Genomic DNA, 23,848 nt, shown 5'->3' on the forward strand with positions numbered 1-23,848 from the left:
AATACTAAACACTATCTTAATTTCTGCTACATATCATGTAGATATTAAAGATCAAATTAACTTCTATTCATTATTTATGATTTATAATTAACATATTATTTTTTTTGTTAAAAATAAGAATATTTATTTTTTGTTTTCCTTTATTTTATTCAGATAAATTGATAGCTTGTTTTACTTGATTTTATTCTCTTATATTTGCTAAGGATTGTGTATAACAAATTTTATTATGTACACACAAAACATTTATATTTAAAATATTTACTGGTAAATGCATCAGTATTAATATAGAACCTATTAAATTTGATTTACTGTATCTTATTATATTTTAATTTAAGATAACAGTTTTCTAATTATCATCTTTATAGGTATTCCTCTAATTATAAGTCTCTTTCTGTTACTAGCAAAGATACTTTGATAACTATAATTACTTTTATTGTGAAAAATATAAATATTGATATAGATAATGAAGGTCAAAGGTTAGATAATTTTTTATTAAAGATTTTAAAAGGTGTTCCTAAAAGTCATATTTATAAAATTATTCGCAAAGGCAATATTAAAATTAATAATAAGAAATCAAAAGTTGATTATAAATTACTAGCTAAAGATGTAGTTTCATTACCTAATTTAAGATTACCACAAGCAGATACAAATGTTACTTTTCCTAAAATAAAATTTTCTATTGTTTATGAAGATGATAATTTTTTTGTTATAGACAAACCATGTGGAATAGCAGTCCATGGTGGTAGTGGTATTTTATTTGGAGTGATAGAACAATTGAGAGCATGTTATAAAAAAGGTACATTTTTAGAATTAGTTCATAGACTAGATAGAGATACTTCTGGTTTATTGATAGTTGCAAAAAAAAGGAGTTGTTTATTAGAATTCCATAAAATGTTCAGAGAATCTTTATGCCACAAAAAATATATTGCTTTAGTTAAGGGTAAATGGTTGAACAAAAGGCAACATATTAAACTTCCATTGAAAAAATATGTTACAAAATCAGGCGAAAGAAGAGTTGTTGTAAGTCCAGAAGGGCAATATGCGCATACAATTGTTGATTTAATAAGACATTATGGTGATTATAGTTTACTAAACGTAGAAATACTTAGTGGTCGTACACATCAGATTAGAGTTCATTTATCACATAGTGGTTTTCCAATCATAGGTGATAGCAAGTATGGTTCAAAAGAATATGATTCATTTTGTATCCAACATGGATTTAAAAGAATGTTTTTACATGCATATGGTTTAAAATTCCTGCATCCTTTGACTAAGGAAATGATTGAATTAGAGTCTTGTATGCCTGTTGAATGTGATAGCATATTAGATGTACTAAATTTAGGCTTATGATTTTTTAAAAAAATTATCTGCCATATAGAGAAATATTGTTGGTTTTTTATGAATATTTGGGTATTCTTGCGCTTTCCATTGTTTGATGTTAAGTGTTTTAATTTCTTCATCCATTGAATTTAGTGAGCTTGCAACGCAAAGTTTTGTATTTTGGTTTAGAGTGTTAATTAAACTGTCATATAAGTGAGTATTACGGTAAGGTGTTTCTATCAAAATTTGTGTTTGATTATTTGTAAGCGACTCTTTTTCCCAATGGGCTATTGTTTTTATTCTTTCTTCTTGTTTTTTTGGTGCATATCCTCTGAAAGCAAAATTTTGTCCATTTAGTCCGCTTGACATTAGGCCTAATATTATGGAGGAAGGGCCAACATAAGGTTTTATCTGTATCCCCATATTGTGTGCAACTCTTACTACTTGCGACCCGGGGTCAGCTATAGCAGGACACCCAGCTTCTGAAACTAGTCCTATGTCCCCTATATTTTCTAGTGATAACCACTTTTCTATTTCAGAATCTTGTGTTTTGTTTGTTATTGTATAAATAGTTATTTCATTTAAAGGATACTTTGAATGTATTTGTTTTAAAAAAGATCGAGCTGTTCTTGCATTTTCTGCTATATATGTTTTTAAAATGGATGATAATTTTAATGTTTCTATTGGAATAGAATAACTGATCAAATTGCTACCTATAGGCACTGGTATTAAATGTAATTTTCTATTCATTTGAGTCATGTTCTGCAAGTAGTGGATCTATATGAAACTCTTTTAGGATATTAGTCAACTGTATAATAGACAACCCTAAAATAGCAGTAGGATCATCACTGTATATTTTTTCTAATAAAATTATTCCTAATCCTTCGGATTTAACGCTTCCTGCTACATCAAAAGGCTTTTCTATTTCTAAATATTTTTTTATAGTTAACGCATCTAGATTTTTGAATTTACATTTTACTAGTGTTGTTGCTGTTCTAGTCGTTATACCATTTGTTACGGCTATTGAGTTGCTAAAAAATATGTTTTTTCCTGACATGAATTCTAATTGTTTTTTTGCTGCAGAGAAGTTTCCTGGCTTTCCAATGTGACGTGTACCATCACCTGCGACCTGATCAGATCCAATAACAATGCAATTATGATTTAGTTCTGAAACTTTTTTTGCTTTCATTAATGCTAGTCTCATAGAAGTTTCTGTTATCGTTTCTTTATCCAGAGCTGTTTCATTTATTTCAGGTGATATGCAAATAAAAGGTATTTTTAACCTCGATAAAAGTTCTTTACGATATTTTGAACTTGATGCTAGAATTAGTGGCTGATTAATTTTTTTCATAGATTTGATGCAATATTTTTCTATTTATAGATTTTTAGTCATATTTATGTAATAACATGTAGTTTAAATGTTGATATAATTTTTTATTTTATAGTAATTGGTCATTATTTCATCATTTCATATGTACATGAAATTTTTTTATAAAGTACCTAATACAAATATGTTAATATTCCGTTAGGTTATTAAACAGTATGTTATTGCTAGTAGTATACTATATATCATATTTTTTTATAGGAGCTGTCGTGGCTGTTCAACAAAATAAAAAATCACCTTCTAAAAGAGGAATGCATAGGTCCCATGACTTTATCAGTCCTGTTTCTACTTCTGTTGACTCTAAGACTGGGGAAATTCACTTGCGTCATCATATCAGTCCAAATGGGTTTTATAGAGGTAAAAAGGTTTTAGCAGTAAAAGAAAACAATTAAATACCTATACACTGTGATAAAAATAGCTATCGATTGTATGGGAGGAGATGCTGGATTGCCTGTTACTGTACCGGCTTCAGTTTCTTTTATTAAGAAGTATTGTGACACTTCTGTTTTTTTAGTGGGTAGCGATGATTTAATAAAGAGCTGTTTGGATAAAATTCATAACGTACCATTTAATAGGATCGAAATAATTCATTCTGAAGAAAGTATTGGGATGAATGATTCTGTTGATGTAGCTCTTAGGAAAAAAAAGAAATCATCTATGCATTTATCAGCTCATAGTGTTAAAAACAAATTGGCTGATGCTTGTATTTCTGCTGGGAATACAGGAGCTTGGATGGCTATTTCAAAATATGTTTTGAAAACATTGGAAGGTATAGATAGGCCTGCTATAGCTGCATCTATACCTAATCAGACCGGAAAATCAACAACAATATTAGATCTTGGAGCAAATGTAGATTGTTCGCCTGAAAATTTGTTGCAATTTGCTATGATGGGTACTGCTTTAATAAAGAGTATTGATGGTGTGATTAATCCAAGTATAGGTTTATTAAATGTTGGCTCAGAATTAATAAAAGGTAATAGTTTAACCAAAAGCACTTTCGACCTGTTATCTTCAAGTGATTTAAATTTTTATGGAAATGTTGAAGGAAATGATATTTTTAATGGAGTTGTAGATATAGTGGTATGTGATGGCTTTGTTGGAAATATAGTTCTTAAGTCTATAGAAGGTTTAGCTAAAATGTTTTCTGTTACTATGCAAGAAGAATTTAAGAAAAATTTATTATCTTTATTTGCAAGTATTATGGCAAAACCTGTTTTAAATAACTTGAAAAGAAGAATGGACAATAGGCGTTATAATGGTGCATCTTTGCTTGGGTTGAAAGGTGTAGTTTTTAAAAGCCATGGTTCTGCAGATATAGTTTCTTTCCATTATGCTTTACGTCGCACTCGTGAAGCGGTATTAAACGGCTTAATAAATAATATTTCTATAAATATTAACAGATAGAGAATTTGATAGTATTTTGAGCGCATTAATATATTTTTATAGAGTTAAATAATTTTGCAGAGATATATATGGGGAATGCAAGGATTGTAGGGTCCGGTTCTTTTTTGCCTGAAAAAATTGTTTCTAATGAAGAATTAGCAGCTACCTTGAATTCAAAAGGAATAAAAACTTCTGATGAATGGATTATACAGCGCACTGGTATTTGTCAGAGACATCTAGCAGAAAATCTCACAACTAGTTATATGGCTGGGGAAGCAGCTAAATTAGCTTTGTTGGATGCGGATATAAAATCATCTGAATTAGATATGATAATAGTAGCTACCTCTACTCCAGATAATGTTTTTCCTAGTACTGCTTGTTTGGTTCAAGCAAATATTCAAGCATATTCAGCATCAGCATTTGACATACAGGCAGCTTGTAGTGGTTTTGTTTATGCATTGTCTGTGGCGAATAGCTTTATTAGTTCTGGATTTGCAAAAAACATCATGGTAATTGGATCAGAGATATTTTCTAGAATTATAGATTGGAATGATAGGAAAACATGTGTTTTATTTGGTGATGGTGCTGGGGCTTTTGTTCTATCAGAGTCTGGCGATTTACATTCTGGTATATTATCAGTAGATTTACAAGCTAATGGAGATTATTCTAGCATTCTTAGTGTAGGTAGCCATTTTAATAATTCTGCTATTGTAGGTGATCCTTTTATAAGAATGGATGGTCAGGCTGTTTTTAAACAGGCAATTAATTTTCTAGAAATCTCTGCTCGTAATATTTGTAAAAAATCAAATTTTCCGTTGGAAAGTATTGACTGGTTTGTTCCTCATCAAGCGAATATTAGAATTATGAATGCACTTGGTCATAAATTAGGTATTCCGAATGATAAGTTTATAATTACTGTAGATAAACATGCTAATACATCTGCAGCTAGTATTCCTCTTGCTTTTGATTATGCTAGGAAAGACGGTAGAATTAAGGAGCGTGATGTAGTTCTAATGCAAGGTGTAGGTGGTGGTTTTACATGTGGTTCTATACTTGCTGTAGTTTAATATACATATTTTTGTTAAATATAAATATTTTTAAAGTTTATGAAGACTGCTTTTGTTTTCCCTGGGCAAGGTTCTCAGTTTTTAGGGATGTTAGATGTTTGGAATGACAATCATATTATTAAAGATGTTATTTCTTTAGCTTCTGATGTATTAGATCAAGATGTGAATTACTTGATAAAGAATGGTCCACTTGAAGATTTGAATCTTACGATAAACACTCAGCCAATTATGTTAGCAATAGGTTTTGCGTATTTTTCTTTTTGGAAATCTTTTGGTAGAGGCATGCCAATTTTAATGGCTGGGCATAGTTTAGGAGAATATACAGCCTTAGTTGCAGCTGAGTCTATATTATTTGAAGATGCTTTGCGTTTGGTTAGAATTCGTGCTGAAGCTATGCAGTCAGCTGTTCCTATTGGATTCGGTGCTATGGCTGCCATCATTGGTCTTAATCCAGAAACAGTAATATCTATTTGCCGGTCGAGTAGTATTAACGGTTGTATAGTTGAAGCTGTTAATTTCAATTCTCCTGTTCAGACAGTAATAGCAGGTCATAAAGATGCTGTAGATAAAGTATGTAATGAAGCAAAAAATAGTGGAGCTAAGAAAACTGTTCTATTGCCAGTTTCTGCGCCATTTCATTCTTCTTTGCTTAAGCCTGCCGCGTTAACATTATCAGATTTTATTGATAATGTTAATTTTTCTGTTCCAAAGATTGATGTTATTAATAATGTAGATGTTTCTATTTATAGAAATCCATTTGAAATTAAAGATGCTTTAATTCGTCAGGTTTGGAAGCCAGTACGTTGGATTGAAATTATAAATAAAATGTCTGCCTTAGGTATTACTAATATTATAGAATTTGGTCCTGGTAGTGTTTTATCTAGCTTTATAAAAAGAATAGATTCCAATTTATCTGTTACATCAATTAAGGATCCAAAATCTTTAGATGATAGTTTAAATTTTTTTCATTAATGTTGTGTGGTATCGATTATGGATTTGAAAGGTAAGGTTGCTCTTGTCACTGGTGCAAATAGGGGTATAGGAAAAGCAATAGTTAAGGAATTACTGAATAACAATGTGTTCGTAGTGGGAACTTCAAGATCTATAGATGGAGCAGAAGAAATTAATTCAGAATTATCTCCTTTTTCTGGATGCGGGGTAGTTTTGGATGCTTCTAACATTCAGAGTTGTGATCTTTTAATGAAAAAATTATCAGAATTGAAAATATTTCCAGATATTCTTGTCAATAATGCAGGTATTACTAAAGATTCTTTGTCTATTAGGATGAAAGAATCTGATTGGAATGATGTAATTAATACTAATCTTAGTAGCGTGTTTTATCTATCAAAGAGATTTATACCTCATATGATGAAGTCTAAATGGGGCCGTATTATTAACATAACGTCTGTTGTTGGCTCAATAGGTAATGTTGGTCAAGCTAATTATGCAGCTTCCAAGGCTGGAATAGAAGCTTTTTCACGTGTTTTGGCTAAAGAATTTTCTAGCAGAGGTATTACCGTAAACTGTATTGCACCAGGTTTCATAGATACAGATATGACGAAATCATTAAATCATAACCATATAGATGCTTTGTTATCACAAATTCCTACAGGGCGTTTGGGTCATGTTGATGATGTTGCTTATGCTGTATCTTTTCTGGCTAGTTCAAGAGCAGATTACATTAGTGGTATAACATTACATATAAATGGTGGTATGTACATGAATTAATAAGATGTTTTGTTGTAAATTTTGATGAATTGTATATAACAATATACTAAATAGTTTTAGGATATTATAATTTATGAGTTTGCCTATTATAGTTCATTAGATATGTTTTATATAATGTAATTAGGTTTTTATGCTTAAAAATGGTTTGCTTATTTTTTTACACTTGGAGATAGGTTAATGGATAGTATAGAACAGCGAGTCAAAAAGATTGTCGCTGAGCAGCTTGGAGTTAATGATTCTGATATTAAGGATGATTCATCCTTTGTAGAAGATTTAGGAGCAGATTCACTAGATATGGTTGAGTTAGTCATGGCTCTTGAAGATGAGTTTGAAACTGAAATACCGGATGAAGAGGCTGAGAAAATTAATACAGTACAACAAGCGATTAGTTATATACTTGGTAGTAATAAGCATTAGTATATGATAGTTGCGCATGATAAATTCATATATTGAAGATGATATTTTATATTTGAAGTGATATATGAATGATTTCATGTGTTGGTTTTCACCAAATATAAGGAGTTATGCTTGAAACGACGTGTTGTTATTACTGGTCTTGGTATAGTTTCTCCAGTAGGAAACAATTTAGAAACAGCTTGGAAAAATATTATTAGCGGTGTTTCCGGAGTTGGTAAGATAACTAGATTTGATTCTTCTGAAATGCCTTGTCAGATAGCCGCTGAAGTATCTAATTTTGATATTGGACAATATATTTCTTTAAAAGAGTCCCGTCATATGGATACTTTTATTCATTATGGCTTTGCTGCAGCTAATCAGGCTTGGAACGATAGTGGGTTGGTAGTTAACGATGCAAATGCAGATAGGATAGGAGTTTTAATCGGTTCAGGCATAGGTGGGTTACAAAGAATTGAAGAAACTCAGAAAGAAGTTTTAAAAAAAGGTATAAAAAGAATATCCCCTTATTTTGTTCCTGCTTCTTTAATTAATCTAATTTCTGGGCAGGTTTCTATTGAATATGGATTTAAAGGTCCTAGTTATGCTGTGGTTTCTGCTTGTACTACAGGTTTGCATTCTATAGGCAGTGCTGCCAGAATAATTAGTTACGGTGATGCGGATGTTATGTTAGCAGGTGGCGCTGAATCCACAGTTTCTCCATTGGGTATAGGAGGTTTTTCTGCTATGAGAGCTTTATCCACTCGTAATAATTCTCCGGAAACAGCTTCGCGTCCATGGGATATAGATAGAGATGGATTTGTGCTCGGAGAAGGGGCTGGTGTTCTTATATTAGAAGAATATGAGCATGCTAAGAAGAGAGATGCTCGTATATATGGGGAATTGATTGGTTATGGAATGAGTTCTGATGCTTTTCATATTACCTCGCCAGATAAATATGGTCCAAGCAAAGGTATTCAGAATGCGTTAAAAGATGCTTCTTTGAACTTTGATTCTATTAATTATGTTAATGCTCATGGAACATCCACTGTTTTAGGCGATAAAAATGAAACTGAAGCTTTAAAACATGTATTTGGTTCGCATGCTAAAAAACTGGTAGTTAATTCCACCAAATCTATGACAGGTCATTTATTGGGAGCTGCTGGTGGAGTTGAAGCTGTTTTTACAACCATGGCATTATATAATGGTATATCTCCTCCTACTATAAATATCTTTAATCAAGATCCATCTTGTGATCTAGATTACTGCGCTAATGAAGCAAGGGATTTAGATATTAATTTTGCTATTTCTAATTCTTTTGGATTCGGTGGGACTAATGGAACAATAATTATTTCTAAAGTATAGTTATGACTATTAGCTGCATCATTTAATCTTATGTTTTACAGGTTTTTAATAACAATTTATTCTCTTGGAGATTTTTTGTGAAGAGTATAATTTTATTTCGTAAGAGAATATCTTTTTGTTTTATTATTGTACTGTTATATTTATCGTGTATAAATAATATTTTTGCAGTAGATGATAATAATAATGGAAATTCAAATTTAGTATCTTTGCCTGATTTCACTCAAATCATAGAAAAATTAGACTCTTCTGTAGTTAATATCCGTACAATGACTAATATTAGTGAATTTTTCCATGGTAATAACGATCCATATGAAGTATTTAGGTGGTTTTTTGGTCCAAATATGCCTTCTTTGCCTCATGGTAATAATCAACAGCCTTTAGATGAAAAAACTCCTAAAGGTTTAGGCTCTGGATTTTTTATTTCTAACGATGGCTATATTTTAACTAATAACCATGTTACATCAGATGCTAGTGAAATCCTTGTTACTTTAGCAGACGGTAGAGAGTTTATTGCAAATTTGGTAGGGGCAGATGACAGAACAGATATTGCATTGCTTAAAATTGACGTAAAAAATGTAAATCCTATTCCAATAGGTGATGTTACTAAAGTAAAAAAAGGCCAATGGGTATTAGCTATAGGATCGCCATTTGGTCTTGATTCTACAGTTACTGCAGGCATTGTGAGTGCAATAGGTCGTGATACAGGTGAGTATTTACCTTTTATACAAACTGATGTTGCAGTTAATCCTGGAAATTCCGGTGGTCCTTTATTAAATTTGAAAGGAGAAGTGATTGGAATTAATTCACAGATAGTATCTAGAAGTGGTGGGTTTATGGGTATTTCTTTATCTATACCTATAGATGAAGCAATGAGAGTTGTCCAACATTTAAGAGTTTCAGGTAAAGTTATAAGAGGCCGTATTGGAGTTCAGATATCTGAAGTTAGTAGGCAAGTTGCAGATGGTTTGGGTTTAACTAAAGCTCATGGAGCGTTAGTTACTAATGTTGAAATTTCAGGTCCAGCAGATAAAGCTGGTATTCAAGCTGGTGACGTAGTATTAAAATTTGACAATGAAGAAATAAAAAAATGGTCTGATTTACCACGGATTGTAGGTCAAACAAAACCTGGAAAAATTTCTGAAATTGAAATTTTAAGAAGAGGAAAAAAACTTAATATAAAAGTAAAAATTGGTGAAATTTCCAATGATTCAACCCCTTTAAGTCTTAAATATGCGAAAGTTAATAATAAAATTGGATTAGAAGTTGTAGATCTTTCGCAAGAAATGAAGGATAGTTTACGTATATCCGGTGGAGTATTAGTAAAAAGTGTGAGTGGCCCATCATTAAAAGCAGGATTAAAAGTTAATGATATTTTAATAGCTATCAATGATGAAAATATAAAAGATGTTAGTCATTTTACTAATATTCTTAATAAAACTAATAAAAAAACTTTCTTGTTATTAGTTCGTCGAGGTGATCAGACCCATTGGATGCCAATCAAGCTGTCTGATTAGTTGTTATATACGTGACTTTATTAATTTTTTAATAGTTTTTTTAAAATGAATTTTATACGCAATTTTTCTATTATAGCTCATATAGACCATGGTAAATCAACTCTAGCAGATCGCTTAATAGAGAAATGTGGGGCTCTTGTAGATCGTGAAATGTCTAATCAGGTTCTTGATTCTATGGATATAGAAAAAGAGCGTGGTATTACAATTAAAGCTCAAACAGTTGCTCTCAATTATAAATCACTAGATGGTATTTTATATAAATTTAATATGATTGATACTCCTGGACATGTTGATTTTTCTTATGAAGTAAGTAGATCATTGTCAGCCTGTGAAGGAGCCTTATTAGTTGTAGATGCATCTCAGGGAGTAGAGGCTCAAACTGTAGCTAATTGTTATACTGCAATTGACTTAGGTGTGGAAGTTTTGCCTGTTTTAAATAAAATAGATTTGCCACAAGCAAATCCAGAAAATGCAATTCAAGAAATAGAAGATTTTATTGGATTAGATTCAAGCAATGTTGTTTTAGCTAGTGCCAAAAATGGTGTTGGCATAGAAGAAATTTTAGAGTTAATCGTTGCAAAAGTTCCTGCACCAGTAGGTGATATATCTAAACCTTTGCAAGCTTTGATTATTGACTCTTGGTTTGATAGTTATACAGGAGTAGTTGTTTTAGTAAGAATAGTTAATGGAGTGCTGAAGCCAAAAGATAAAATCTTGTTTATGTCAAACAAAATTAGTCATATGTGTGAACAAGTAGGAGTCTTTACTCCTAAATCAGAGTATAGAGAGTCTTTATCTGCAGGTGAAGTTGGTTTTGTTGTTGCCGGTATAAAAGATCTAAAACATGCTCAAGTAGGTGACACTATTACTTCGTTTGATAATCAGGCTACCAATTCTTTGCCAGGATTTAAAATTGCCCAACCACAAGTATTTGCAGGTTTATATCCAGTTGAAAGTTCTGAATATGAGTTTTTGCGTATTTCTTTAGAAAAATTAAAGTTGAATGATGCTTCTTTAGTTTTTGAGCCAGAAGTATCACAGGCCTTAGGATTTGGATTCAGGTGTGGTTTCTTAGGGCTCTTGCATATGGAAATAGTGCAAGAAAGATTAGAAAGAGAATTTAGTATGAATATCATTACTACAGCTCCTTCTGTAATATATGAAGTTCAAAGAAAGGATGGTAGTATAGAGTCGATAGATAGTCCATCCAAAATTCCAGTGCTAAATTCAATTAGTGAAATTCGTGAACCTATTGTTAAAGTTAGCTTATTTTTGCCTCAAGACTATGTTGGTGCTGTAATGACTCTTTGTAATATGAAAAGAGGTGTTCAGATTGATATGTCTTATCATGGTCGTCAAGTTAATTTGATTTATGAAATACCTCTTGCAGAAATAGTTTTAGATTTTTTTGATCGCCTAAAGTCTATTTCTCGCGGTTATGCCTCTATGGATTATGAGTTATTGGATTATAGAGCAGCTGATGTTGTTAAGGTTGATATCATTATTAATGGAGATTATATAGATGCATTATCAATGATAGTTCATAGATCTGTTGCAAGGTATAGAGCAAGAGAAATTGTTTCGAAAATGAGAGAAATTATTCCAAGACAAATGTATGATGTTGCTATACAAGCTGCAATAGGATCAGAGATTATTGCTCGTGAAAACGTAAAAGCTTTAAGAAAAAATGTTTTAGCTAAATGTTATGGTGGTGACATTAGTCGCAAGAAAAAATTATTAGAAAAACAAAAAACAGGTAAAAAAAGGATGAAAAACATTGGAAGTATAGAAATTCCACAGGAAGCTTTCTTGGCTATTCTAAAAGTAGAAGATAGATAATACAAATGAGTCGTTATTTTTCTATTATTTTATTTTTTTTGTTAGTATTGACAGGTTTTATTTATTTGTTAGATATTTTTATTTTTAGTGCTAAACGTAAAAAAATAAATGATTCATTGAGTATTGTTGATGGAGTTTGTAAAAAAACACCATTATGGATAGAATTTTCTATTGCTCTTTTCCCAATAATTCTAATTGTTTTTTTATTAAGATCATTTTGTTTGGAGCCTTTCAGAATACCATCTGGATCCATGTTGCCAACGTTAAGATCTGGTGATTTTATATTTGTTAATAAATTTATATATGGAATTAAGATACCTATTATAGATTATAAGATAGTATCTGTTTTTGATCCTTCTAGAGGGGATATAATTGTATTTCGTGACCCTTGGTTACATAAATTAGATTATATAAAACGTGTTGTTGGTGTTCCTGGTGATAAGATTGATTATCATAATAAAAAATTGACTATTAATGATAAAGAAATTGTAAGTTTGATGGAAGCTTCTTATTGTGATCAAGGCACTAATTTATTGATTAGTACATATAAAGAATTTATAAGTGAAAAATATCACTATATTGCGTTACAAGATAATGTTTTTAATTTGTTAAAACCTTCTTGGTATTACCCATATTATCATAATTGCAATTATGATAATAATGGATTAACCTGTGTTGTTCCTGCTGGTCATTATTTTGTTATGGGTGATAATAGAGACAATAGTTTTGATAGTCGTTATTGGGGATTTGTTCCAGAAGAAAATATAGTTGGCAAGGCATTTTTCATATGGATGAATTTCAAGAATATTACCAGAATAGGTCTTTTAAAATAGCATGACATTATCTAATTTAGAAAAGAGCCTCCGATATTATTTCAATGATATATCTTTATTAGAGTTAGCATTAACACATCGTAGTTATAGTTCTAATCATAATGAAAGACTAGAATTTCTTGGTGATTCAATATTAAATGCTTCAATAACTATTATATTATTTAATAAATTTATTGATATAGATGAGGGAGTTTTGTCGAGATTAAGAGCTAGTTTAGTTCAACAAAATTCTTTGATAAAAATTGCTAATAAATTAAATATATCTAATTATATAAAGTTGGGAGATGGAGAAATAAAAAGTGGGGGCTCTAGGCGTCCATCTATATTAGCAGACTCTATAGAAGCGATATTCGGAGCTATTTTTCAGGATTCAGGATTTGATATATGCAAAAATATTATAGAGCATCAATATCTTGATTTTATAGAAAACTTAGATTTAAGTAATATGGGTAAAGACGCTAAAAGTTTACTACAAGAATTGTTGCAATCTAAACATATATCATTGCCTTCTTATATAATTGTGAATACTGATGGGTTAGCCCATAATCAAATATTTGAGATAGATTGTATTATCTCAGATTTAAACATTAGAACAAAATCATTTGGTGATACTAGACGTTCAGCAGAACAATTAGCAGCTAAAATGGCACTAGATATGGTTATGAAATCAAATCTTTTTTGTTCAAAAAATAAGAAAAATTATTAGTTAAAAAATGAACAATGAATTAAATAGTTACCGTGCAGGATTTATAGGTATAATTGGCCGTCCAAATGTTGGAAAGTCAACTCTAAACAATGCTTTGTTAGGACATAAGCTTTCTATAGTTTCTAAAAAAGCGCAAACTACTAGACACAGAATAAAAGGAGTTCTGACTAGAAAAGATGCACAATTTATATTTGTAGATACACCAGGCTTCCAATTAAAATATTTAAATCCTTTAAATAGGATGATGAATAGAATAGTATCACAAGAACTATTAGAAGTAGATCTTATTATCCATGTTATTGATTCTGCTAGGTGGTTAGAAGAAGATAGTAGGTTGTTAGAGATAATACCTAGATCGAAAAAAGTGATTCTTATACTTAATAAAATTGATTTGCTTAAAGATAAGAGTGAATTACTACCATTTATATCAAAATTAACAAATATTTACCCTTATGATAGCATAGTTCCTGTTAGTGCTTTAAAAAAACATAATATAGATGCCTTATTAAATGAAATAGCATCTCATTTGCCATTACAAAGAAAAATATTTGATGATGATTATCTAACGGATAGATCTACTTCATTTTTTATTTCTGAATTTTTAAGAGAGAAAATATTTAGATTTGTAGGAAATGAAGTTCCGTATGAGTGTACAACTTTAGTAGAAAAATGGGAAGAAAAGCTTAATATTTTACATTTAAGTGTATGTGTAATAGTCGGTAGTAGCAATCATAGAGCTATTTTGATTGGTCATCGTGGTGAAAATTTAAAACGTATTGCAATTGCCGCAAGATTAGACATTGAAAAATTTTTAGAAAAAAAAGTTTATTTGAATGTATATATAAAAGTGAAGAAAAAATGGTTAAATGATAAGAATTCTTTAATAAGTTTTGGTTATGAATAAAAAAACCCACGTATAAAGGAAGATATTGGTTATATATTACATAGTATTTCTTGGAAGGAAACATCTTTAATAATTAAGGTTTTTTCTCGCGAATATGGTTGTATAAATATGGTAGCTAAGGGGGCTAAAAGGCCTTATTCTCAACTTAGACCAGTTTTATCTAAGTTTACTCCATTATTATTAAGATGGACTGGAAAATCTGAAGTCAAAACTTTGGTAAAAGCTGAATTAAATGGAATAATTTCTTTGCCTGGGAATTTTTTAATATTTGCATGGTATTTAAATGAGTTAATTCTATCTTTTTTGCCAAAAGAAGATTCTCATCCTATTTTATTTGATGCATATAATGATGCATTATTAAAATTTTGTGATAATCACGAAAAAAATAGTAGTTATATTTCTAGTATATTAAGACGTTTTGAGTGGGTTTTACTTAAGGAAACTGGTTATGGTTTTGATCAAGAAGAACCTGATTTTGGTAATGTCTTAGAAAATTCTCTTGTTTATCAAACTATATCTGACCGTATAGAAACTTATTTATATGGAAGAACTTTATATAGTAGAAAAATCTTAAAAGATCTAAAGTGTTTTATTTAAAATAAAGCCCACTATTATTTTAAATAAAAATTATTTGTGGGCTATTACTTATTTTATTCTTTATTATTATTGAAAAAACCTATTATAACTAATAAGTTACTGAATACATTATATATATCCAAATACAGAGCTAATGTTGCGGATATATAATTTGTTTCTCCATTATTTATAATTCTGTGTATATCAATAAGCATAAAAGAAGAAAAAACTATCATTGAGAGCATACATATTGTTAATGTCATAGCACTCATCTGTAGAAAAATATTTGCAATTATAGATAATAGTAATACTACTGCACCTATAGTCATAAATCTTTCTAAACTAGATAAATCTCTTTTCACAGTATGTGCAATAAAATTCATAAAGCAGAAAATTGTAGCAGTTCCACCAAATGCCATTGTTACTATTTTCGAGCCATTATGCATTCCTATTACTATTCCTAATAGCCTTGAAAGCATTATGCCCATAAAAAAAGTAAACAATAGTAAAAATAATATACCAGTAGAATTATTTTTATTTTTCTCTATGCACGACATTAGAAAAAAAGAACCTATAAAAAATATCAAAGTAGATAATCCTGGATTAGATAACATTCCATAATTTATGCCAGAAAGTATTCCGAACATAGACCCTAGAACAGTGGGTATCAGAGATATAGCTAGTAGCAAATAAGTATTTTTCAATACCTTATTATGTTTTAATATATTGTTCTTTGTAGCTATGCTACTGTTATTATCAAATTTAGAGTATTGATAATTATTCATATGCAACTCCTAATTGGTAGTAGTCATTTATTTGTAGAATTTTTTTAAATTGTAACGTTATTGTTCTAATTGAATCTATTTATTATTTTAATTTATTTTAAGTAGAAATCTTAAAAGGTTTTCCCTTTACAATATGGCCATTCTGTTTATAGAATTTCCACTTAAGTCGTGCTTTTGCACGATCATTTTCATCTTCTGATACTATTTCTATAAGATGATCAAATTGATTATAGTGTTGTGGATAATTGTTAGATAAATTCACTATATATGATAAATAATTTTTGTTAGTTTTGTCAATATATTTTAATTCAAATAAATCTTTAGTAGTAATGGTTACTCTCGTATTATTTTTATTACAATCATTACTTATTGAATGTGGTATAAAAGATATATCATCAAAAGACCATAGTAACTTATCTATTTTATGTGCAGTTTCTTTGTCTTCACAAAATACTATAACACTACTTGTCATATAAATTTCTTTAATTATATGACAAGTAGATAATAATTTATTTTTAATATCAAATACAAAATCAATTTGCATTTGATTTATCTAATAAAAATTGTGTAATCAATGCAACTGGTCTTCCAGTAGCACCTTTTTTATTGTCTTTACTCCAAGCTGTACCTGCTATGTCAAGATGAACCCATTTATATTTATCGACAAATTCTGATAAAAAACAGGCAGCAGTTATACATCCTGCAGAATAACCACCAGTATTTTTTATATCTGCAAAGTCGGACTTTAATTGTTTTTTATATATATTATCTAGTGGCATTTCCCATACATAATCTAAAACTTTTTTGCTAGATGAAGATATTAGATCTGTAGTTTCTTTATCGTTAGAGAATAAAGCTGTTCTGATGCCACCTAATGATACAACACATGCTCCTGTTAAAGTTGCCATGTCTATTACTAGACAAGGATCATATTTTTTAGCATAAGTTAGTGCATCACATAATACTAATCTTCCTTCTGCATCTGTATTTATTATCTCTATTGTTTTGCCTGACATGCTTTCTATTACATCACCAGGTTTATTAGCACTTCCACTAGGCATATTTTCACAAGCTGGTATTAGTCCAATAACATTATGATTGATTTTTAGTTTTGCGATTGATTTTATTATTCCTAGAACTGCAGCTGCTCCACACATATCATACTTCATTTCTTCCATTGAAGATGAAGGCTTAAGAGATATTCCTCCAGAATCAAAAGTTATTCCTTTTCCTATAATTATAATTGGCCGTTCTTTTGTTCTATTAGATTGGTATATAATCTCTATAAATTTTAATGGTTCATTAGATCCTTTTGCCACAGACATAAAAGATTTCATGCCGATTTTGCTAATATCTTCAATATTTAATATATTAGTTTTTATAGATGAAAATTCCTGCTCTAATTTTTTAGCTTCATTTGCTAAATAAGTTGGTGTACAAATATTACTAGGTAGATTTCCCAATTGTTTTGCTAAATATATCCCTTCAGATATTGATGTTCCTTCTAATAAACATCTATCTATATCTTTTGAGTTATTATTATTTGTTATAAATACAATTTTTTTTAATTCTATAGTTTTTTCAATATTTTTTATTGTAGCAGTATATTTATAGACAGATCCTTTTGCTGTTATTATGGAATTTTTAATAAACAATATACTTTTTTCTGGATCAGCTTCTAAAGCAATAGTTGAATAACATTCTTTTATTTGATGTTTAATACATGTTTTAAAAAATGATTCTTCAGCTATATTATGTTCTTCTAGTGAATATTTATCATTATCACCAAGGCCTATAATTACAATACTTTTTGCCTTAATATTTGGTATGTTGTATAGAACTATACTATTTCCTAGTTCTGCATTGAAATTATTTAATATTTGCTTTAGGAAATCATTGCTATTTTCATTTATTTCTTTTGCAGACGAAGTTAGAATGTTATTCTTGTATATTCCTATGCCTAATGATTCCGTTTCTATATTTGATATATTTATAGTTTTATTTTCTATATAAATTTCCATATTATGTTTCTCTAGATTATAGTAATTGAACAAATTTAACATATCTTTTGTATTTTTAGAAAATGTCAATTTTTAAAAAATCCTTTTTTTATGAAATAAATAAAAACTTTGCATTTGTTTTGTCGATTTTAATTTTTATTTGGTTCTCTATAATTATTATACGTATATTTAAAGAAAATTTTTTAATAGATTTGTCGATAAATAATATGTTCAAGATGGTATTTCTACATATTATAACTGCATTGCCGATAATAATGACTGTTTCATTATTTATAGCAGTTATAAGAACTATAATGCGTAGTTATAGAGATTCAGAAATGATAGTTTGGATGATTAGTGGTCTGTCTTTGAAAGATGTATATAATCTAGTATTGACTTTTTCCATACCTATTTCATTGATTATTATGATATTTTCTTTGTTTTTATCACCAATTGCGTATAGAAAGATAGAACAAATTCATAGATCTTCTTTAGAAGATTCTAATTTATACAAGGTGTCTCCTGGGAATTTCATGGAGTTTAATAGTGGTAATATAGTATTTTTTGCTGAAAATATAAATAAAAATAATGAATTTAGTAACGTTTTTGTACGATTAATTAATCATAATGAATTTATTTTAGTAACTGCTAAATCTTTAAAAATAGATAAATTATTAGATTGTAATAATTTTTTTGTTATGAAAGGTGTAAGTATTTCAAATATTGGTAGCAATTCTTCTGAAATAACATTTACACATTTTGATGAATACGAAGTCTGTTTGGATGATTTTTATAACACTAATTTCAATTCTAGTTGTTTTATGAGTAATAAAAGGTTTATGAAAGGTTTATCCACAAAAAGACTTTTTTTTGAAAATAGTAACTTATCTTGGTCCTATATAGTAGGGCGTATTTCTATACCTATAGTTGCATTAAATCTGTCATTTTTAGCTATTCCACTAGGTAAAACAAACGCTAGGAATAGATCTATTAATTTTTTTATCGCTGTATTGCTAGCATTAGTATATTTTAGTATTGTTGGTTTATTTCAATTGTTAGTTTTACGAAATTCTATTGGAATTATATTCGGTTTGATTTCACCACATATTATAATTTATTTTTTATACTTAGCATTGGTAAAATCTAGAATATTCATGTAGAAGTTAAATTTTTTATCAATAACATATTCTACGAGATGTTATATATTTTCTTGACCAATATTTACTATTGATATTATCAAATTTTATTTTTTTACCAGTTCTTGGTGCGTGTATAAAGATATCATCTTTTACATAAATACCAACATGTAATTGATTATGATTTGTTTTAAAAAAAACTAGATCTCCAGTTTGTACTCTTCTCTTAGAAACTTGATTTCCAACTTTAATTAGCTTCTTAGTAGTTCTTGGTAGATTTAAATTTAATGATTTTTTTGCACAGTAGTATACTAAACCACTACAGTCAAATCCTTTTTGAGGTGATGATCCTCCATAAACATACTTTTTATTTATTTGTTTTAGCGCCTCTTTTGTAAAAATAATATTTTTTTTACTACTTGTTTGTAAAACAATTTTTTGTGGAATATAGACTTTATTTTGTGGATTTTCTTGTATGCAGCAAGAAGATGCATTAATGCAAATTATTAATATAAATATTTTCTTAATTATGGTTCTTATGCTAGAAATATTCAAAATAGTGTAGTCTATCAAAACTCTAATAGTAGAATAAATATATGTTATATAAATAAAACCTGCTATGGTACATGATATTGGGATAATTGTTTATTATCAAGCTTCTTGGTTAGCAAAGTATTCTATTTTTTGATATGTTAGTGGTTGATGTCAACTTTGTTATTATTTAAATAATTAATATTTTAATATTTTAATATTTTATAGGTAGTCTTTTAATGAAAACTAAAATTATTTTGAGTAGTTGTGAGGTAAAAAAAATTATATCTGCAGCAGAAAATTATGCTGTTAAAAATAATTTTAAAGTTACAATTGCTGTCGTAGATGATGGAGGTCATTTGCTTGGAATGTCTAGAATGGATGATGCTCCAGCAATATCATCTTATATTGCTCCAGCAAAGGCAAAAACTTCAGCTCTTGCTAGACGTGATTCTAAAGTATATGAAGACATTATAAACAATGGTCGTTATTCATTTCTTTCTGCTCCTAATTTAGAGGGTATGTTGGAAGGTGGCGTGCCAATTATTCTGGATGGCAATGTTGTTGGCGGCATAGGTGTTTCTGGAGCAAAATCAGATGAAGATGTTGATATAGCTAGAGCTGGATTACTATCATTATAATTCATATCAATTAAATATCTTAAATAGAAAATTATATTGAGTATGGCCAGAATTAATAATTGGAGACATTATTATGTCTAATCACATAGAATCTGTTTTGATTGAGGACAGGGTTTTTAATCCTAAGAAGAATAATATTAAGGATAATAATTTTTTTATTAAGGATTTAGATGTTTATAAATCTTTGTGCCTAGAATCAGAGAATGATTATAAGTCATTTTGGAAAAAATATGCTTTGGATTTCTTAATTTGGCATAAATTGTTTACTAATGTTTTAGATGAGTCAGAAGCACCTCATTACAAATGGTTTACAGATGGTGAAATGAATGTTTCATTTAATTGTCTTGATGTTAATCTAACTAATGGAAATAAACATAAAACAGCTATTATTTTTGAGTCAGATGATGGCAAAGTAGAAAAAATTAGCTATATAGAATTATTTACGCGTGTTTGTAAATTTGCTAATGGTCTTAAAAAATTAGGTTATTGTAGTGGAGATAGATGCATTATATATATGCCTATGTCTATAGAAGTAGTTGTAGCTATGCAAGCATGTGCGAGATTAGGAATAATAATTTCAGTTGTTTTTGGTGGCTTTTCTTCCAAAAGCCTTCATGAAAGGATTGTTGATATTGGGGCTTCATTAGTTATAACAGCTGATAGTCAGAAACGTGGTGGAAAATATATACCATTGAAGGTTGCCGTAGATGATGCAATTGAGATGGGTGGGTGTGAAAGCATAAAAAACATTATTGTTTATAAACGTTCAGACAAGTGTGTTAGTTGGGATATAGATCGTGATTTATGGATGTCTGATGTTGAGGATACCCAGTCAGAATATTGTGAACCCACATTTGTAAATTCAGAGCATCCTTTATTTATTTTGTATACATCTGGTTCTACAGGTAAACCTAAAGGAGTGCAGCATTCTTCAGCTGGTTATCTACTTTGGTCTAAAATGAGTATGAATTGGACTTTTAATGCCAGTGATAGTGATGTATTTTGGTGTACTGCAGATATTGGCTGGATTACTGGGCATACTTATATATCATATGCTCCTTTAGCTTTAGGTATGACTCAGGTTATATTTGAAGGTATTCCAACTTATCCTGATTCTGGAAGATTTTGGAAGATGATATCTGATCATAAAGTTACAGTATTTTATACAGCTCCTACTGCTATAAGGTCGTTAATAAAATCATCTTCTAGCGATCAAGAGGTGCATCCTAAAAATTTTGATCTAAGCAGTTTGCGTATAATAGGTTCAGTTGGAGAGGCCATTAATCCAGAAACTTGGCTTTGGTATTATAAAAATGTTGGTAGAGAAAAATGTTCTGTAGTTGATACCTGGTGGCAAACTGAGACAGGTGGTCATATGATAACACCAATACCTGGTGTTACTCCATTGAAACCAGGATCTTGCACTTTACCTTTGCCAGGTATATCTGCTTCAGTAGTAGATGAAACAGGTGAAGATGTATTACCTGGGAAGGGTGGTTTTTTAGTAATAAAAAGACCTTGGCCTGGTATGATAAGAAATATATGGAATGATTCAGAAAGATTTAAATCTAGTTATTTTCCAGAAGAATTGAGAGGTTATTATTTAGCTGGAGATGGAGCTCAAAAAGATAATGATAATTATTTTTGGATTTTAGGGCGTATTGATGATGTTTTAAATGTATCAGGTCATCGTCTTGGAACAATGGAAATTGAGTCCGCCTTAGTATCTCATGAATTAGTTTCTGAGGCAGCAGTAGTTGGCCGTCCTGATATAACAACAGGCGAAGCAGTAGTTGCCTTTGTGGTATTAAAAGATAAACAGCCTGAAGGAGAAGAAGCAATAAAAATAGCAAAACAATTGCGAGATTGGGTTGCAAAAGAAATAGGACCTATAGCTAAACCAAAAGATATTAGATTTGGTGATAATCTACCAAAAACTCGTTCAGGTAAAATAATGAGGAGATTATTGCGCTTGACAGCTAATGGAGAGCAGATAACACAGGATATATCTACGGTAGAAAATATCCATGTATTAAAAAGTTTATCAACAGTATTATGATGTAGTAATTACATGCCATCATATATGGGACCTTCACCTCCTTGAGGTGGAGTCCAGATTATATTTTGAGTTGGGTCTTTGATGTCACAAGTCTTACAATGGATACAGTTTTCTGCTTCTATCACAAAATTAAATTTATTATTGTTATCTTTTTCAAATTTATATACTCCTGCTGGACAATATCTAACTTCAGGTGCTCCATATTGTATTAGATTAGTTTTTATTGGAATATTTTGATTAATTATTTTTAGGTGTATAGGTTGATTTTTTTGATGATGAGTATTTGATAGTTGTACTGAACTTTCTTTATCAAAAGTTAATATATTGTCAGGTTTGGGATATTTTATATATTTGCTATTTTTTTTATCATTAAGACATGCATTATCTTCTTTATGATTTTTAAGATCGAATTTGAATTTTTCTTTCAAAAGCATTTGTTCTGTAAAACTCATCATGCATCCTATCAATTTTGGTTTTTTATTCCATAGTTTAAAATTTCTAGATAAATATAATTCTTTATGTAGCCATGATTTTTTAAATAAAGAATTATACTGTATAAGATCATTGTTAATTGATTGTTTGGATGACAAATAACTATCCATTATTGTTTCTGCAGCTAGCATCCCGCTTTTTATAGCAGTATGTACTCCTTTTAGTCTAGATGAATTTAAGAATCCAGCTTCACATCCTACTAATAGACCTCCAGGAAATGATATTTTAGGCAATGAAAGTAAACCTCCATTTGTGATGCTTCTAGCACCATAAGATAGCCTTTTACCGCCTTTTAAAATATTAGAAATTAGTTTATGTGATTTATAGTTTTGGAACTCATCAAAAGGAGAAAACCATGTATTTCGATAATCTAAGTCTATAACCATTCCTATTGATAGGATGTTTTTCTCTAGATAATACAAAAAAGCTCCTCCAGAAGCTTTTTGATTTAATGGCCATCCTATAGTATGGATTACATCTCCTTGAGAATAGTCTTTACTCTCTATTTCCCAGTTTTCTTTTATGCCTATTGAGTATGTTTGTGAATTTTTTAAACTATCTAATTTAAATTTTTTTATTATTTCTTTTCCTAGATGTCCTCTTGACCCTTCTGCTAAAATTGTATATTTTGCTTGTATTTTCAAGCCTTCTTGGAAAATATTACTTTTTTGACCATATTTATCTATTCCAAAATCACCTGTTTTTATTCCGCATACTTCTTTGTTTTTATTATATAAGATATTTTTTGCTGTAAATCCTGTAAAAATATCAACACCTAGTTCTTCTGCTTTTCCCCCTAGCCATCGTACTAAATGCCCTAATCTTACTATGTAGCAATTGCTGTTTGTTAGGCATTTTGGTATAAGTATGTTTGATATCTTGAAACTTCTGTTTTTAGTTAAATAAAAAAAACTTTCATTTAAAACAGGGCTTAGAATATTATTATTTGCTATATTATAATCTGGGAATAATTCCTCTAAAGATCTTATATCTATAATAGCTCCTGATATGATATGAGAACCTAGTTCAGCAGATTTTTCTATTATACAAATATTGAGTTCTTTATTTTTTTTTTTAGATAATTGTTTTAAGTGTATGGCTGTAGCTATACCTGCAGGTCCACCTCCAACAATTACAATATCGTAATTTATAGTATCATTTTCTGACATTGTATGTGTTTTCTCTAGAAAAT

The 23,848-nt window shown here is 29.7% G+C and carries 24 protein-coding genes; 17 read left to right on the top strand and 7 right to left on the bottom strand.

Going from position 1 to position 23,848, the window contains the following annotated elements; translation table 11 throughout:
- Positions 1–435 precede the first annotated feature (435 nt).
- Entirely contained in the window at positions 436–1,350 is a 915-nt protein-coding gene (locus CKCE_RS00740; RefSeq protein ID WP_015238405.1) for an RluA family pseudouridine synthase, read from the top strand.
- Here the strand turns inward: CKCE_RS00740 and CKCE_RS00745 are convergent.
- Together CKCE_RS00745 and CKCE_RS00750 are read right to left on the bottom strand one after the other, a co-directional pair.
- Positions 1,345–2,070, bottom strand: a complete 726-nt coding sequence (locus CKCE_RS00745) for an SAM-dependent methyltransferase (RefSeq protein WP_015238406.1) — start codon at positions 2,068–2,070, stop codon at positions 1,345–1,347. The genes CKCE_RS00740 and CKCE_RS00745 overlap by 6 nt on opposite strands.
- On the bottom strand, positions 2,063–2,671 hold the full coding sequence (locus tag CKCE_RS00750; protein WP_015238407.1) for a Maf family nucleotide pyrophosphatase: 609 nt from the start codon (positions 2,669–2,671) through the stop codon (positions 2,063–2,065). Before CKCE_RS00750 ends, CKCE_RS00745 begins: the two co-directional genes overlap by 8 nt.
- 242 nt (positions 2,672–2,913) lie before the next feature.
- Between CKCE_RS00750 and rpmF the strand changes: the two genes are divergently transcribed.
- The 13 genes from rpmF to recO all read left to right on the top strand — a co-directional run bounded on the left by rpmF (position 2,914) and on the right by recO (position 15,033).
- On the top strand, positions 2,914–3,096 hold the full coding sequence (rpmF, locus tag CKCE_RS00755) for a 50S ribosomal protein L32 (RefSeq protein WP_041572078.1): 183 nt from the start codon (positions 2,914–2,916) through the stop codon (positions 3,094–3,096).
- Between the two features lie 13 nt (positions 3,097–3,109).
- Positions 3,110–4,108, top strand: a complete 999-nt coding sequence (plsX, locus tag CKCE_RS00760; protein WP_015389122.1) for a phosphate acyltransferase PlsX — start codon at positions 3,110–3,112, stop codon at positions 4,106–4,108.
- Between the two features lie 68 nt (positions 4,109–4,176).
- The gene (locus tag CKCE_RS00765) at positions 4,177–5,154 is read left to right on the top strand and encodes a beta-ketoacyl-ACP synthase III (RefSeq protein ID WP_015238410.1); all 978 of its coding nucleotides are present in this window, start codon (positions 4,177–4,179) and stop codon (positions 5,152–5,154) included.
- Between the two features lie 39 nt (positions 5,155–5,193).
- Complete coding sequence (gene fabD / locus CKCE_RS00770; RefSeq protein WP_015238411.1) at positions 5,194–6,126, top strand: ACP S-malonyltransferase; 933 nt, start codon at positions 5,194–5,196, stop codon at positions 6,124–6,126.
- Positions 6,127–6,144: 18 nt separating this feature from the next.
- Entirely contained in the window at positions 6,145–6,882 is a 738-nt protein-coding gene (gene fabG / locus CKCE_RS00775) for a 3-oxoacyl-ACP reductase FabG (RefSeq protein WP_015238412.1), read from the top strand.
- Between the two features lie 177 nt (positions 6,883–7,059).
- Positions 7,060–7,299: an acyl carrier protein gene (acpP, locus tag CKCE_RS00780; RefSeq protein ID WP_015238413.1), complete on the top strand. Its 240-nt coding sequence runs from the start codon at positions 7,060–7,062 to the stop codon at positions 7,297–7,299.
- Between the two features lie 111 nt (positions 7,300–7,410).
- On the top strand, positions 7,411–8,640 hold the full coding sequence (gene fabF, locus CKCE_RS00785; protein ID WP_015238414.1) for a beta-ketoacyl-ACP synthase II: 1,230 nt from the start codon (positions 7,411–7,413) through the stop codon (positions 8,638–8,640).
- Between the two features lie 77 nt (positions 8,641–8,717).
- Positions 8,718–10,154 (top strand): Do family serine endopeptidase, encoded by a 1,437-nt coding sequence (locus CKCE_RS00790; protein ID WP_015238415.1) that lies wholly within the window; start codon positions 8,718–8,720, stop codon positions 10,152–10,154.
- 45 nt (positions 10,155–10,199) lie between these two features.
- Positions 10,200–11,993 carry a translation elongation factor 4 gene (gene lepA, locus CKCE_RS00795; protein ID WP_015238416.1) on the top strand — a complete coding sequence of 598 codons (1,794 nt, stop codon included), beginning with the start codon at positions 10,200–10,202 and terminating at the stop codon, positions 11,991–11,993.
- A 5-nt stretch (positions 11,994–11,998) separates the two neighbouring features.
- The gene (gene lepB, locus CKCE_RS00800; RefSeq protein WP_015238417.1) at positions 11,999–12,826 is read left to right on the top strand and encodes a signal peptidase I; all 828 of its coding nucleotides are present in this window, start codon (positions 11,999–12,001) and stop codon (positions 12,824–12,826) included.
- Position 12,827: 1 nt separating this feature from the next.
- Positions 12,828–13,532, top strand: a complete 705-nt coding sequence (gene rnc, locus CKCE_RS00805; RefSeq protein WP_015238418.1) for a ribonuclease III — start codon at positions 12,828–12,830, stop codon at positions 13,530–13,532.
- 7 nt (positions 13,533–13,539) lie between these two features.
- A complete protein-coding gene (era, locus tag CKCE_RS00810; protein ID WP_015238419.1) occupies positions 13,540–14,436 on the top strand; it encodes a GTPase Era in 897 nt (298 codons plus the stop codon).
- Positions 14,437–14,448: 12 nt separating this feature from the next.
- Positions 14,449–15,033, top strand: a complete 585-nt coding sequence (gene recO, locus CKCE_RS00815; protein WP_041572023.1) for a DNA repair protein RecO — start codon at positions 14,449–14,451, stop codon at positions 15,031–15,033.
- 53 nt (positions 15,034–15,086) lie between these two features.
- Here the strand turns inward: recO and CKCE_RS00820 are convergent, their stop codons facing one another.
- The 3 genes from CKCE_RS00820 to CKCE_RS00830 form a co-directional block, all read right to left on the bottom strand.
- Positions 15,087–15,797 carry a Bax inhibitor-1 family protein gene (locus tag CKCE_RS00820; RefSeq protein ID WP_015238421.1) on the bottom strand — a complete coding sequence of 237 codons (711 nt, stop codon included), beginning with the start codon at positions 15,795–15,797 and terminating at the stop codon, positions 15,087–15,089.
- 97 nt (positions 15,798–15,894) lie between these two features.
- Positions 15,895–16,341: a DNA polymerase III subunit chi gene (locus tag CKCE_RS00825; protein WP_015238422.1), complete on the bottom strand. Its 447-nt coding sequence runs from the start codon at positions 16,339–16,341 to the stop codon at positions 15,895–15,897.
- The gene (locus tag CKCE_RS00830) at positions 16,331–17,818 is read right to left on the bottom strand and encodes a leucyl aminopeptidase (RefSeq protein ID WP_015238423.1); all 1,488 of its coding nucleotides are present in this window, start codon (positions 17,816–17,818) and stop codon (positions 16,331–16,333) included. The genes CKCE_RS00825 and CKCE_RS00830 overlap by 11 nt, the downstream gene beginning before the upstream one ends.
- Positions 17,819–17,880: 62 nt before the next feature.
- Between CKCE_RS00830 and CKCE_RS00835 the strand changes: the two genes are divergently transcribed.
- Positions 17,881–18,957, top strand: a complete 1,077-nt coding sequence (locus tag CKCE_RS00835) for an LptF/LptG family permease (RefSeq protein ID WP_015238424.1) — start codon at positions 17,881–17,883, stop codon at positions 18,955–18,957.
- Positions 18,958–18,972: 15 nt separating this feature from the next.
- On the opposite strand, the gene CKCE_RS00840 is transcribed toward CKCE_RS00835, so the two are convergent.
- Positions 18,973–19,488, bottom strand: coding sequence for a C40 family peptidase (locus CKCE_RS00840; RefSeq protein WP_225968712.1), 516 nt, complete (start codon positions 19,486–19,488; stop codon positions 18,973–18,975).
- Positions 19,489–19,703: 215 nt separating this feature from the next.
- Between CKCE_RS00840 and CKCE_RS00845 the strand changes: the two genes are divergently transcribed.
- Both CKCE_RS00845 and acs read left to right on the top strand, forming a co-directional pair.
- On the top strand, positions 19,704–20,105 hold the full coding sequence (locus CKCE_RS00845; RefSeq protein WP_015238426.1) for a GlcG/HbpS family heme-binding protein: 402 nt from the start codon (positions 19,704–19,706) through the stop codon (positions 20,103–20,105).
- Positions 20,106–20,178: 73 nt separating this feature from the next.
- Positions 20,179–22,164 carry an acetate--CoA ligase gene (gene acs / locus CKCE_RS00850; RefSeq protein ID WP_015238427.1) on the top strand — a complete coding sequence of 662 codons (1,986 nt, stop codon included), beginning with the start codon at positions 20,179–20,181 and terminating at the stop codon, positions 22,162–22,164.
- 8 nt (positions 22,165–22,172) lie between these two features.
- Here the strand turns inward: acs and CKCE_RS00855 are convergent, their stop codons facing one another.
- Complete coding sequence (locus CKCE_RS00855) at positions 22,173–23,825, bottom strand: electron transfer flavoprotein-ubiquinone oxidoreductase (RefSeq protein ID WP_015238428.1); 1,653 nt, start codon at positions 23,823–23,825, stop codon at positions 22,173–22,175.
- Positions 23,826–23,848: the final 23 nt, after the last annotated feature.

This window comes from Candidatus Kinetoplastibacterium crithidii (ex Angomonas deanei ATCC 30255) (genome assembly GCF_000319225.1).
GTDB lineage: Bacteria > Pseudomonadota > Gammaproteobacteria > Burkholderiales > Burkholderiaceae_B > Kinetoplastidibacterium > Kinetoplastidibacterium crithidii_B.